The sequence below is a fragment of the Kitasatospora sp. NPDC042419 genome (genome assembly GCF_056437345.1).
In genome coordinates, this window is the sequence record NZ_JBWKAW010000006.1 from 173,510 (window position 1) to 185,443 (window position 11,934).

The window sequence follows — 11,934 nt, forward strand, 5'->3', positions numbered from 1 at the left end:
CTCACGCCCCCCGCGGTGTGGCTCGGGGCTCGGCCGGCGGGGCGGTGTGCGGAGCCGGCCGGTGGTCGTCTGCCCCCGGGGCGCATATGCGCCTGCCAGGAATCGTACCGGCGTGACGCTGATCCGGAAGGGTGCCGCGCGATGTCAAATGCGATCGGGGGTGCGGCCGTTGGACGGTGGCCGGGACCGGGGGAGGGGTGTCGGACGGCACCCCCGGCTCACGGGGGAACAAGCCGGGGATGCCGGGTCCGAGGTTGCGGCTTCAACGAACCCGCCAACGTGGGAGAACCTAATTCCTGGCGACGTCGCAGGTCAAGGGCTTGTTGAAGGTTCACCGACGGTGCTCGGCGCGATCCGCCCGGTCACTCCGTCGACCAGGGTCCCGGCGAACGGCCGGCTCGGGTCGGCGGCGAAATGCGCGGTTTCGGCCGACGCCCAGCCCCGCCAGAACTCCGCCAGTCCCGGACCGTCCCGCTCCTCGCCCCGCCGGCGGGCCGCCGCGGCGTCCAGCTCCATCCAGATCAGCCGGCTCAGCCACGGACGCACCGCGCGCCGCCCGGCGCCGACCCCCTCGACCAGGACCACCGGTGCGGCCGGCACCGCCGCGGTGCCGGCGAACCGGCGGGACGTCCAGTCGTACACCTCGTAGGCGGCGTCCCGCCCGGCCGCCAGCGGCTCCAGCACCTGCGAGCGCAGCCGCCCGGTCCAGCCGAACGGCTCGGCGTGGGTGGCCAGGTCGTCCAGGTGGACCACCGGCGCCCCGCCCAGCGCCGCCGCCAGCCGGTCCGTGAAGGTGGTCTTGCCCGACCCGGCGTGCCCGTCCACCGCGACCAGCCGCACCGGCCCGCAGGAGGGCGGCAGCGCCCGCAGCCCGGCGGCGAGGCCGGCCAGATCCGGAGCGGGTGCGGGGGTGCCCGTTACAGGGTCGTCGGAGGTGTCGGAACAAGCCACATCGGCAACCCTACGCGGGCTCGCGCACCGATCCGGACAGTGCCGAAGGGCAGGTCGTGACGGCAGCGCCTTGATCAGGCATACTCACTTCGCCACGTATGTGAACGGCCGTTCACCGCAATCCGGTGCCGGTCGGGCCGACCTGCCACACCCCGCGCGGGGCCCACCACTCCCGGGGCCCGGCGCCAGACCGAGGAGGCGACCAGCCGCTATGACCACCTCCCCTGCGAAAGCCGTGGACCGCCAGCTGCCGAGCGAGGAGGCCCGCGAGCTCCTGAGCCTGACCCGGGACCTCGTCCAGCGTGAGCTGCAGCCGCGCGCCGCGGAGGACGAGGCCGTCGGCCGCTTCCCCCGCGAGGTCTTCCGCACGCTCGGCGAGGCCGGCCTGCTCTCCCTGCCGTACGACGAGAAGCACGGCGGCGGCGAGCAGCCCTACGAGGTCTACCTGCAGGTGCTGGAGGAGCTCGCGGCCGGCTGGCTGGCCGTCGGCCTCGGCGTCAGCGTCCACACCCTCTCCTGCCACGCCCTCGCCACGTTCGGCACCGACGAGCAGCGCGACCGCTGGCTGCCCGGCATGCTCTCCGGCGAACAGCTCGGCGCCTACTGCCTCTCCGAGCCGCAGTCCGGCTCCGACGCCGCCGCCCTGCGCACCCGCGCCGACGTGGACGGCGACGAGTACGTGGTCAGCGGTACCAAGGCGTGGATCACCCACGGCGGACACGCCGACTTCTACAGCGCCCTGGTCCGCACCGGCGAGGAGGGCGCGCGCGGGATCAGCTGCCTGCTGGTCCCCGGCACCCAGGCCGGCCTCTCGGCCGCCCCGCCGGAGCACAAGATGGGCATGAAGTCCTCGCCGACCGCCCAGCTCCACTTCGACGGCGCCCGGGTCCCCCGGGAGCGGCTGATCGGCAGCGAGGGGCAGGGCTTCCAGATCGCGCTCGCCGCACTGGACTCCGGCCGCCTCGGCATCGCGGCCTGCGCCGTCGGCGTGGCCCAGGCCGCACTCGACCTGGCCGTCGACTACGCGCGCACCCGCCGCCAGTTCGGCCGTCCGATCGCCGACTTCCAGGGCCTGTCGTTCCTGCTCGCCGACATGGCGACCCAGATCGAGGCCGGCCGCGCGCTCTACCTGGCCGCCGCCCGCCTGCGCGACGCGGGCCTGCCGTTCTCCAAGGAGGCGGCGATGGCCAAGCTGTTCTGCACCGACGCGGCGATGAAGGTGACCACGGACGCCGTCCAGGTGCTCGGCGGCTACGGCTACACGCAGGACTTCCCGGCCGAGCGGTACATGCGCGAGGCCAAGGTGCTGCAGATCGTCGAGGGCACCAACCAGATCCAGCGCCTCGTGATCGGCCGCCACCTCACCAAGGGCTGACACCGGCCCGCTCGCCTCCGGGTGCCCGCGAACGGCCCCCGGGTGTCACTCCAGGGTGCGGAGTGACGCCCGGGGGCAGTGGTCTTCTGAGGGCGTGTCTGAGGGCTTGGCTGAGGGTTCGTCAGATCGGCCGCGCGGAAGGCGCACCGACCGGACGGTTCGTCAACATGTGTGCGAAGTCAGGTCGTTCAGCGCCTCGACAGTCGGCTGCGCTGCTCCGGGATGGCCGGGGCGGGCTCCACCCGGACCGGGCGGTGCACCATCGCGTGCGAGAACGGCTGGGTGCGCCAGTCGAGTTCGGCCGGCAGCGCGAGCAGCGCCTCCAGGCCGGTCGGCTCGGCGTCCTCGGCGGTCTCCACCTCGGCCAGGTCGTCCGTCGGCGCGCCCGAACCCGGGCAGAGCGCGGGGGAGAAGGGGTGCCAGGCGGTCGGCAGCACGGCGTGCTGCGGCAGCCGCTCCTCGTCGCCCACCAGGGCGATCGGACGCCGGCACGCCGGGCAGTGCACCCGGAAGATCTCCCAGGTGTCGGCCTCGCCCGGGTCCACCCCGGGCGCGGCGTCGTAGGGGACCGCGAGGTCCTCGCGGTCGGTCGTATCGTGGGAGTCGTCCGCGCCCGTCGGGCGCTGGTCGGCTACGCGCATGGTGATCCCCCTCGGATCGGGCCCGGCGTGGTCGCCCGGGGCCACAACCAGCACTTCCCTCCGATGCGGACTCATAACCCTGCAGCCCGCCGCACTGTGATGCACCGGGTGTGTCCTCCGCCACATTCGCCCGGCATGTGCCCGTATGGCACCCCCTGAAGCCCCGGGTGACTCCGCGTGCGCCCGCACCGGCACCGCGTGCGCCCCCGAGGGGGTAGGTTTGCGCCTTGTGGAGGATCTCGACCAACGCATCGTCCAGCTGCTCCTCCAGGACGGCCGGATGAGCTACACGGACCTGGGCAAGGCCACCGGCCTGTCCACCTCGGCGGTGCACCAGCGGGTGCGCCGGCTGGAGCAGCGCGGCGTGATCCGCGGTTACACCGCCATCGTCGACCCGGACGCCGTCGACCTGGCGCTGACCGCGTTCATCTCGGTCAAGCCGTTCGACCCCAGCGCCCCGGACGACACACCCGAACGGCTGGCCGGCCTGCCCGAGATCGAGGCCTGCCACAGCGTCGCCGGCGACGAGAACTACATCCTCAAGGTCCGCGTCGGCGCCCCCGGCGACCTGGAGGACCTGCTGGCCCGGATCCGCAGCGCCGCCGGCGTCTCCACCCGTACCACCGTCGTGCTCTCCACCCCCTACGAGGCGCGCCCCCCGAAGCTCTGAGCGGGCACCGCGGAGGTGCAGACTAGGCCGCATGACCGAACGCACCCTCCCTCCTCGCCCGTCCTCGGGCAGGAGGGGCCCACGAACCGTCCTGCTGCGCGGCGGCGCCGTCTACAGCCCCGCCGACCCCTTCGCCACCGCCATGCTCGTCGAGGGCGAGCACGTCGCCTGGGTCGGCAGTGACGGCGCCGCCGAGGCTTACGCGCAGACCGCCGACGAGATCGTCGAGCTGGACGGCGCCCTGGTCACCCCCGCCTTCGTCGACGCCCACGTGCACGCCACCTCCACCGGGCTGGCACTCACCGGGCTCGACCTCACCGGCAGCCCCTCGCTGGCCGCCGCCCTCGACGCCCTCACCGCCTTCGTCGCCGCCCAGGACGCGCCCGGCGGCGTGCTCATCGGCCACGGCTGGGACGAGACCCGCTGGCCCGAGGGCCGCCCGCCCACGCTCGCCGAGCTGGACGCGGCCGCCGGGGGCGCCGCCGTCTACCTCTCCCGCACCGACGTGCACTCCGCCCTCGCCACCAGTGCGCTGCGCGCGCTCACCGAGGGCCTCGCCGACCGCCCCGGCCACCACCCCGACGGCCCGCTCACCCGCGACGCCCACCACGCCGTCCGGCGGACCGCGCTGGCCCGCCTCACCGCCGAGCAGCGCACCCGCGCCCAGCGCGCCGCCCTGGCCCGCGCCGCCGAACTCGGCATCGGAGCGCTGCACGAGTGCGCCGGCCCGGAGATCTCCTCGGAGGAGGACCTCGCGGCCCTCCTCGCGCTCGCCGCCGAGGGCGAGGGCCCCGAGGTCTTCGGCTACTGGGGCGAGCTGGGCGAGCGCGGCGTGGAGACGGCCCGCCGACTCGGCGCGGTCGGCGCCGGCGGCGACCTCTTCGTCGACGGCGCGATCGGCTCGCGCACCGCCTGCCTGCACTCCGACTACGCGGACGCGGACCACACCGGCACCTCCTACCTGACCGCCGGGCAGGTCGCCGACCACGTCGCCGCCTGCACCGAGGCCGGGCTGCAGGCCGGGTTCCACGCCATCGGCGACGCCGCCGTCGCCGCGGTGATCGAGGGCGTCCGGGCGGCCGGCGAGCGGGTCGGCGCCGGGCGGGTCCGGGCGCTGCGCCACCGGGTCGAGCACGCCGAGGCGCTGGACGACAAGAGCATCGCCGCCTTCGCCGAGCTGGGCCTCACCGCCTCCGTCCAGCCGGCCTTCGACGCCACCTGGGGCGGTCCGGAGGGCATGTACGTCCGGCGGCTGGGCGCCGAGCGCGCCGCCGCGCTCAACCCCTTCGCGGCCCTGCTGCGGGCCGGTGTGCCGCTCGCCTTCGGCTCGGACGCGCCGGTCACCCCGCTCGACCCCTGGGGGACGGTCCGGGCCGCCGCGTTCCACCTGACCCCGGAGCACCGGATCTCGGCCCGCGCGGCCTTCACCGCCCACACCCGGGGCGGCTGGCGCGCGCTCGGCCGCGACCACGACGGCGTGCTCGTCCCCGGCGCCGTCGCCAGCTACGCGGTCTGGGCCGCGGACGACCTCGTCGTCCAGGCCCCCGACTCCCGGGTCGCCGGCTGGTCCACCGACCCGCGCTCCGGCACCCCCGGCCTGCCCGACCTCACCCCCGGCCGGCCGCTGCCGGTCTGCCTGCGCACCGTGGTCCGCGGCCGCACGGTCCACCGGGCCGCCGGGTGAAAAGCGGATGATCCCGGGCGGGGGCGGCCCGTACCGTGACCGGCATGACCGATCACGGCGCCGCCGCACCCGCCCTCGTCCCCGCCGACTTCACCGTGCCGCGCGAACTGCTCGCCGAGGGGTTCCGCCTGGAACCGCTCGGCGAGCAGCACAACGAGGCCGACCACGCCGCCTGGAGCGGCAGCATCGACCACATCCGCGCCACCCCCGGCTTCGAGCACGGCCACTGGCCCCCGGTCGAGGGCATGCCGCTCGACCGCAACCTCGCCGACCTGCGCCGCCACGCCGCCGACTTCACCGCCCGCAAGGGCTTCACCTACAGCGTCCGGGAGGTCCCCGGCGACGCCGTGATCGGCTGCGTCTACGTCTACCCGGACCGCGAGGAGCCCACCGCGGCCAAGGTCAGTTCCTGGGTCCGCGCCGACCGCGCCGAACTGGACGCCCCGCTGTACCGCGCCGTCTCCGCCTGGCTCGCCGCCGACTGGCCGCTCCGCGAGGTCCGCTACAGCCCGCGCTGAAGCGGACCGAAGCGACCCTCACCTCACGGTCGGGTGTCCTGACGGGGTACCTTCTTCGGACAGCGTCCGAACAGCCGTCCGCGTACCCCGCGGGGCGGCGCCGAGAGAGATGGTGCGACGGTGGCCATGCCCGTCACCCAGGAGCGGCCCGGGGCCGCATCCGAGACCCCAGGCGGGACCCCCCGTCAGGGCCGGGCCGCCCGCGCGCTCGCCAAGGTCCGGGCCGGTCTGCCGCGCACCGCGCTGGCCGCGCTCGCCGGGCTGCTGCTCGCCCTGGCCTTCCCGCCGTACGACCTCTGGCCGCTCTCGCTGCTCGGCGTCGCCGCGCTCTCCCTGCTCACCCTGGGCCGAACCGCCCGGCAGGGCGCCTGGACCGGCTTCGCCTTCGGGCTGCCGTTCTTCCTGATGCTGCTCAGCTGGCTGCGGGTGGTCGGCTGGGACGCCACCGTCGGCCTCTCCGTCGTCGAGGCGCTCTTCATGGCGGCCCTCGGCGCCGGCCTCGCCGTCACCTCCCGGCTGCCCGGCTGGGCGCTCTGGGGCGCCTGCCTCTGGATCACCCAGGAGTGGGCCCGCGACCGGCTGCCGCTCGGGGGCTTCCCGTGGGGCCGGCTCGCCTTCGCGAACACCGCCACCCCCTACACCCCGCTGGCGGCGCTCGGCGGCGCCCCGCTGGTCACCTTCGCGGTCGCGCTCTCCGGCACCCTGCTCGCCTGGGCCGTGCTGCGGCTGCCCGGCCGCGGCCGCGCCGCGCGCCCGGCCCCGGCCGCGGCCGCCGGTCTCGGCGCCGTCGCCGTGATGCTCGCCGGGTTCCTCGTGCCGGTGCCGACCGCACCCGCCGACACCGTCAAGGTCGCCGTCATCCAGGGCAACGTGCCCAACCCCGGCATGGACTTCCTCGGCCGCCCGATGATGGTCCTCAACAACCACGCCGCCGCCACCGAGAAGCTCGCCGACGACATCAGGGCCGGCCGCGCGGAGAAGCCCGACATCGTGATCTGGCCGGAGAACTCCTCCGACCTCGACCCCTTCAGCGACCCGCTCGCCTACCGGCGGATCGACGAGGCGGTGAAGGCGATCGGGGTGCCCACCCTGGTCGGCACCCTGGTCGACGGCCCCGACGAGCAGCACGTCCAGAACGAGGGCATCGTCTGGGACCCGAAGACCGGGCCCGGAGCCTCCTACACCAAGCAGCACCCGGTGCCGTTCGGCGAGTACGTGCCGTTCCGCGACCAGCTGTCCAAGGTGATCACCCGGCTCCAGCGGGTCGCCCGCGACTTCTACCCCGGCGACCACAACGGCGTCATGCAGCTCGGCCCGGCCCGGATCGGCGACGTCATCTGCTTCGAGGTCGCCTACGACGAGATCGTCCGCGACACCGTCGAGCAGGGCGCCCGGGTCCTCGTCGTGCAGACCAACAACGCCACCTACGCCAAGACCGGCCAGCCCGAGCAGCAGCTGGCGATGAGCCGGCTGCGCGCCGTGGAGCACGGCCGGGCGGTGCTGATCGCCGCCACCAGCGGCATCAGCGCGGTGATCGCGCCGGACGGCACGGTCGTCCAGCAGACCGAGGAGCTGACCGCCGCCGAGCTGTCCGCCACCGTCCCGCTGCGCGACGGCACCACCGTGGCCGACCACCTGGGCGCCGTGCCCGAGTGGACGCTGGCCGTGGCCGGCCTGCTGGCCTGCGGAGGCGCGGTGCTGCTCACCCGCCGCCGGCGCCCGTCGGGCGACCCGCAGAGCGGTGCGCAGGCCGACGGAACACCGGCCGGGGGCTGACCGTTGGACCAGGTGGTGCCGTAGCCGGCCCGGACCTCCCGTGCGGCGCGCAGAGCACCGCTTGGAGTGGATTCGTACCGTGACCCAGCAAGCTACCCCCGCCCGTCCGGCGCCGCGCTCGAAGCTCCGGCGGGTGCTGCCGCTGCTGATCACCGCCTGGCTGGTCCTGGAGATCTGGCTGCTGGTCCAGGTGGGCTCGTGGCTGGGCGGCCTGACCGTGGTCCTCCTGCTGATCGCCGGGGCGGTGATCGGCGGCTCGCTGATCAAGCGGGCCGGCCTCAAGGCCCTGTCGGCGGCGATCGAGCAGAGCCGCGACCCGCAGTCGCAGCAGGCCCAGACCGGCACCAGCCTCACGGTGCTGGCCGGCCTGCTGCTCATCGTGCCGGGCTTCCTCTCCGACGCCCTGGCCCTCACCCTGCTGTTCCCGCCGACCCGGGTGCTCTGGCGGGCGGCCGGCCGCCGGCTCGCGGACAAGGCGCTGCGTTCCACCTCCGCGGTCGGCGCCGATCCGTTCGCGGACGCGATGCGGCTCCAGGAACAGCTGCGCATCCACCGCCCGGACGGCAGGGTGATCCAGGGCGAGGTGGTCGAGCCGGGCAGCGGCCCGGGCGACCCGCAGGGCCCGGACACCGCCTACCGCCCGCCGATCAACGGCTGAGGCCGGCCCACGGCCGCCGGGGCCCGCCCGGGCCCCGGCGGCCGCGCTGCGTCCGTCCGGGTGCGTACGGGTGCGTACGGTCCCGCCCGGGGCCGCGGCCCGGCGCCGCAGTCCGGGTTCACCGGTCCGGCCCTGCCGGACCTGTTCCGGGCAACGCGAAAGGGACCCTGGTGGCCAGGGTCCCTTTTCGCGTGCTCCCGCCGGGCGGCGGGAGCGGGGTCAGGCGCTCTTGCGGGTGTCCCGCGGGTGCACCGCGAGGTTCATCCCGCCGGAGCGGAGCACGGCCAGCCGCTCGGCCAGCACCTCCTCCAACTCCTCACGCGTCCGGCGCTCCATCAGCATGTCCCAATGGGTACGCGTCGGCTTGGTCTTCTTCTCCTCAGGCTCGTCACCGTCGAGGAGTACCGCTTCCTGTCCGCAGAAGCGGCATTCCCAGGCCGAGGGGATCTCCGCCTCGACCGAGAAAGGAACCTCGAATCGGTGTCCGTTCTGACATGCATACTCGACGGTCTGGCGGGGAGCCAGATCGATACCGCGGTCGGTCTCGTAGCTAGTGGCCCCGAGTCGCGTGCCGCGGAGAGCTCGCTCGCTCATGAATCGTGCCTCCCGGGCTTATGGCCCACAGGACTAGTGGTCGCTGTTCTTCGTCGTTCGGTCAACGCTCGGCTTCCGACGAAGATTCCCGTCCCGGGACATGCGTCGTCTGTCGTGCCGCCCCTGTTTGTACCCACCGGCGCCCGATTTGTCACATCTGGCCGGTGATATCACCCCAGGTGTCACCTATTTCACATCTGGTGATCGGTCGGCCTTTCCCGCACGAGCGTACCGGGACGGGAATCGACGGCCTCCGCCGCCCCTCCCGAACCCGCCGTGTTCCGCCCGCCCGGCCGAGCGGAACGCGTCCGCCGGGGGTCAGGCGAGCGGGCGGAAGCGTAGCGCGGACGGGCCCTTGCCGAGGTCCACCCCGGCGCGCGGGTCCGGGTCGAGCTCCACCGGCACGGTCGGCGGACCCTCCGGGCGGGGCGGCACCTCGGCCGGGGCCGCCGCCTCGGTCCGGGTGTCGCGGTGCGGAAGCAGGGCGATCACCGCCTCCCGCAACGGGGCGGGCGCCTCCTCGTCCAGCGGGTCGACGGTGGCCGGCACCTGGAGGCGGACCGGGGCGCCGGTGCCGATCCGGGCGTAGCCGCGCCCGGCGGGGGCGTGCGCGGCGGGCACGATGTCCAGCGGGGTGCCGAGCGCGGCGTACCCCTCGGCGGGGCCGGTCGGGCCGAGCACCACGCGGGCCCGGGTGGTGGACCGGATGCTCGGGGTGATCCGGTCCCGGGCCTCGATGTCGTCGGCGACGACCACGGTGACCCTCGCGGCCCGGCCGTGCCGCAGCGGCAGCTCCAGCAGATCCTGCGGGTCGGGCCGGCCCTCGGCGTGGGCGAGCTCGCTCAGCTCGGTCGGGTGGTCGAGCAGCAGCCAGAGCGGCCGGGTGACGTCCTCCGGCGGGGCGACGCCGGCGTGCCGGGCCGCGTTCAGGGCGCCGAGGCGCCGCTCGGTCTCCTGGGCCGCCCACTGCAGCGCGGCCAGGGCGCCGTGCAGGCTGGTCTCCACGGTGTGCACGCCGGGCCGGTTGACCAGGCAGGCGTGCTCGCCGGTGCCGGCGCCGTCGATCACCACCAGGTCGGCGAAGGGCAGCGCCTGGAGCGCGACCGAGCGGATCAGGCTGGACGTGCCGTAACCGGTCACGCCGAGGGCCAGCAGGTGCGGCTCGGCCGACCGCGGGCCGGTGCGCCAGATCACCGGTGGCTGCTGGGCGACGGCGCCGCCCTGGTGCACCGGGATGGTCCGGGCGCTGCCGTCCTCGTCGGTGAAGCCGAGCACGATCTCGCCGGGCGCGGTCACGAAGCGCTGGGCGGCGATGTCGGTGGGGAGCGGGGCGAGTGCGGCGATCCGCAGCTTGTTGGACTCCTCGTCCCAGTCGAAGCGGTACTCCCGGGCGCGGCCGGCCTTGCCCTGGACGACCTGCTCGATCCGGGCCCGGGCGGCCGGCTCGGTGTCGGTGAAGTAGGCGGGGTAGGCGAGTTCCAGCCGGGAGAGCCGACCCTCGCCGTCGAACTCCCAGTCGCTGAAGACGCCCTGGTAGCCGCCCTCGTGGCGGTAGAGCGGGTTGAGGTCGTCCGGCCCGGCCAGGTACGGGGTGAGGGCGGCGTAGAGCGCGCCGAGCTTGACGTCGGCGACGTCCGGCTCGGGCGGGGCGGCCGGCGCCTTCGGGGCCCGTCCGGCCCAGGCGGCGCTGGCCATCAGGGCCACCAGCGCGAACAGCAGTCCGTGCGGCAGCAGGTAGATCCCGAGCAGCATGGCGGCGACCAGGAAGAGCGTCGGGCCGCGGCGCTCCTTCGGGGTGGCCTGCCAGCGTTCCCTGGCCCAGGCGACGTGGTGGCGCATGCCGCGCCCGATGACGGTGAGCGGCGCGAACATGTCGGAGGCGTGGTCGCCGGCCGTGCGGACGAGGTCGCGGCCCTTGTTGAGTTGTAGGCGGTTGAGCGGCATTCCTGGCTCCCCGGGCGGATGGGACGGTCGGGCGGAACAGGGCTTGCTTCAACGACGGGGCCCGGGGCGGTGGGATCCGCGCCCGGGCCCGTACGGGGGAGTGACGGCTGGGCGGCCCTAGAACTTGAGGCCGCCGAGCAGGCTGGCGAGGCTGGCGCCGCCCGCGGTGATGCTCGGCGCGATCGAGGAGCCGGCGATGTAGAAGCCGAGGAGGGCGCAGACGATGGCGTGGGAGACCTTTAGTCCGTCCCTGCGGAAGAAGAGAAAGGCGATGGTGCCGAACAGGACGATGCCGGAAATCGAGAGGATCACGTTCTGCTCCTCGGGGAGGGGGACAGGGGCAGTGTTACGGAAAGTGCCTTAATCGTGACAAAAAGTAATAGATGATGGAACGGTGCAAATGGGTGGTTCTCCCGGCCGGTGCCGGTTCGTGACCCGGGCGGCGGTATGCGAACCGACCTTCGGGGGCCCGAGCGCCGTGCCGTTCCGGGGTGCCGACACATTCCCGTCGGCGGACCGGGAAGTTTCCGGGGGTGCCGGGAAGTTCGCTCGAATGGGCGCGCAACCTTCCCGCCCGCGCGTCGTGCGCCGCGCGACCGCGGCATCCGGGATCCGGACGCGTGCTGGATCGCGTACGGTCCGGCCGCTACGGTGCGACGGGCGCGACCGCCGAACCGCAGGACGAGACGAGACCCCGAGAGAGGCCCGAGAGATGACCGACACCCCCGACGCCGACGTGATCGCCCTGGCCGGCAAGCTGTTCGACGCGGCCCGGGCCGGCGACGCCGCCACCCTCGCCGCCTACGTCGACGCCGGAGCCCCGGCCGACCTCACCAACGACCGCGGCGACACGCTGCTGATGCTCGCCGCCTACCACGGCCACGCCGCCGCCGTCACCGTCCTGCTGGAGCGCGGCGCCGACCCGAACCGGGCCAACGACCGGGGCCAGACCCCGCTGGCCGGCGCCGTCTTCAAGGGGGCCGACGACGTCCTCGCCGTCCTCCTCGGCGGTGGCGCCGACCCCTCCGCCGGGACCCCGTCCGCCGTCGACACGGCCCGGATGTTCGGCAAGGAGGAGCTCGTCGCCCGGTTCGAGGCCCGCTGAGCCGGGGCCGTAGGCTTG

The 11,934-nt window shown here is 74.6% G+C and carries 12 protein-coding genes; 7 read left to right on the forward strand and 5 right to left on the reverse strand.

The features are described from left to right. Nucleotides 1–312: 312 nt before the first annotated feature. Complete coding sequence (locus AC067J_RS15140) at nt 313–951, reverse strand: uridine kinase family protein (protein WP_478299234.1); 639 nt, start codon at nt 949–951, stop codon at nt 313–315. Between the two features lie 211 nt (nt 952–1,162). On the opposite strand from AC067J_RS15140, the gene AC067J_RS15145 reads away from it, so the two are divergent. Continuing rightward, complete coding sequence (locus tag AC067J_RS15145; RefSeq protein WP_478299236.1) at nt 1,163–2,326, forward strand: acyl-CoA dehydrogenase family protein; 1,164 nt, start codon at nt 1,163–1,165, stop codon at nt 2,324–2,326. Between the two features lie 188 nt (nt 2,327–2,514). Here AC067J_RS15145 and AC067J_RS15150 read toward each other — a convergent pair whose 3' ends face one another. Further along, nucleotides 2,515–2,967 carry a hypothetical protein gene (locus tag AC067J_RS15150; protein ID WP_478299238.1) on the reverse strand — a complete coding sequence of 151 codons (453 nt, stop codon included), beginning with the start codon at nt 2,965–2,967 and terminating at the stop codon, nt 2,515–2,517. A gap of 229 nt (nt 2,968–3,196) precedes the next feature. Between AC067J_RS15150 and AC067J_RS15155 the strand changes: the two genes are divergently transcribed. From AC067J_RS15155 to fxsA, 5 genes are all read left to right on the forward strand, one after another. Next, nucleotides 3,197–3,637 carry an Lrp/AsnC family transcriptional regulator gene (locus tag AC067J_RS15155; protein WP_355365574.1) on the forward strand — a complete coding sequence of 147 codons (441 nt, stop codon included), beginning with the start codon at nt 3,197–3,199 and terminating at the stop codon, nt 3,635–3,637. A gap of 31 nt (nt 3,638–3,668) precedes the next feature. Then, the gene (locus AC067J_RS15160) at nt 3,669–5,321 is read left to right on the forward strand and encodes an amidohydrolase (RefSeq protein ID WP_478299240.1); all 1,653 of its coding nucleotides are present in this window, start codon (nt 3,669–3,671) and stop codon (nt 5,319–5,321) included. Between the two features lie 44 nt (nt 5,322–5,365). Beyond that, complete coding sequence (locus AC067J_RS15165; RefSeq protein ID WP_478299242.1) at nt 5,366–5,839, forward strand: N-acetyltransferase; 474 nt, start codon at nt 5,366–5,368, stop codon at nt 5,837–5,839. Nucleotides 5,840–5,965: 126 nt separating this feature from the next. Then, nucleotides 5,966–7,615, forward strand: a complete 1,650-nt coding sequence (lnt, locus tag AC067J_RS15170) for an apolipoprotein N-acyltransferase (RefSeq protein WP_478299244.1) — start codon at nt 5,966–5,968, stop codon at nt 7,613–7,615. Nucleotides 7,616–7,694: 79 nt separating this feature from the next. Further along, nucleotides 7,695–8,273, forward strand: coding sequence for an FxsA family membrane protein (gene fxsA / locus AC067J_RS15175; protein ID WP_478299246.1), 579 nt, complete (start codon nt 7,695–7,697; stop codon nt 8,271–8,273). 219 nt (nt 8,274–8,492) lie between these two features. Here the strand turns inward: fxsA and AC067J_RS15180 are convergent, their stop codons facing one another. From AC067J_RS15180 to AC067J_RS15190, 3 genes are all read right to left on the reverse strand, one after another. Beyond that, nucleotides 8,493–8,867 carry an RNA polymerase-binding protein RbpA gene (locus tag AC067J_RS15180; RefSeq protein WP_030396357.1) on the reverse strand — a complete coding sequence of 125 codons (375 nt, stop codon included), beginning with the start codon at nt 8,865–8,867 and terminating at the stop codon, nt 8,493–8,495. Nucleotides 8,868–9,185: 318 nt separating this feature from the next. Then, a complete protein-coding gene (locus AC067J_RS15185) occupies nt 9,186–10,811 on the reverse strand; it encodes a hypothetical protein (RefSeq protein ID WP_478299248.1) in 1,626 nt (541 codons plus the stop codon). A gap of 117 nt (nt 10,812–10,928) precedes the next feature. Continuing rightward, the gene (locus tag AC067J_RS15190) at nt 10,929–11,123 is read right to left on the reverse strand and encodes a hypothetical protein (protein WP_327674940.1); all 195 of its coding nucleotides are present in this window, start codon (nt 11,121–11,123) and stop codon (nt 10,929–10,931) included. A gap of 400 nt (nt 11,124–11,523) precedes the next feature. Here AC067J_RS15190 and AC067J_RS15195 point away from each other — a divergent pair, with 400 nt between their 5' ends. Beyond that, the gene (locus AC067J_RS15195; protein WP_478299250.1) at nt 11,524–11,916 is read left to right on the forward strand and encodes an ankyrin repeat domain-containing protein; all 393 of its coding nucleotides are present in this window, start codon (nt 11,524–11,526) and stop codon (nt 11,914–11,916) included. Nucleotides 11,917–11,934 lie beyond the last annotated feature (18 nt).

Excerpts from the sequence above, each read along its gene's own strand:
- AC067J_RS15145 (WP_478299236.1), top strand. The coding sequence starts at position 1,163 with ATGACCACCTCCCCTGCGAAAGCCGTGGACCGCCAGCTGCCGAGCGAG.
- AC067J_RS15150 (WP_478299238.1), bottom strand. The coding sequence starts at position 2,967 with ATGCGCGTAGCCGACCAGCGCCCGACGGGCGCGGACGACTCCCACGAT.
- AC067J_RS15160 (WP_478299240.1), top strand. The coding sequence starts at position 3,669 with ATGACCGAACGCACCCTCCCTCCTCGCCCGTCCTCGGGCAGGAGGGGC.
- AC067J_RS15165 (WP_478299242.1), top strand. The coding sequence starts at position 5,366 with ATGACCGATCACGGCGCCGCCGCACCCGCCCTCGTCCCCGCCGACTTC.
- lnt (WP_478299244.1), top strand. The coding sequence starts at position 5,966 with ATGCCCGTCACCCAGGAGCGGCCCGGGGCCGCATCCGAGACCCCAGGC.
- AC067J_RS15180 (WP_030396357.1), bottom strand. The coding sequence starts at position 8,867 with ATGAGCGAGCGAGCTCTCCGCGGCACGCGACTCGGGGCCACTAGCTAC.
- AC067J_RS15185 (WP_478299248.1), bottom strand. The coding sequence starts at position 10,811 with ATGCCGCTCAACCGCCTACAACTCAACAAGGGCCGCGACCTCGTCCGC.
- AC067J_RS15195 (WP_478299250.1), top strand. The coding sequence starts at position 11,524 with ATGACCGACACCCCCGACGCCGACGTGATCGCCCTGGCCGGCAAGCTG.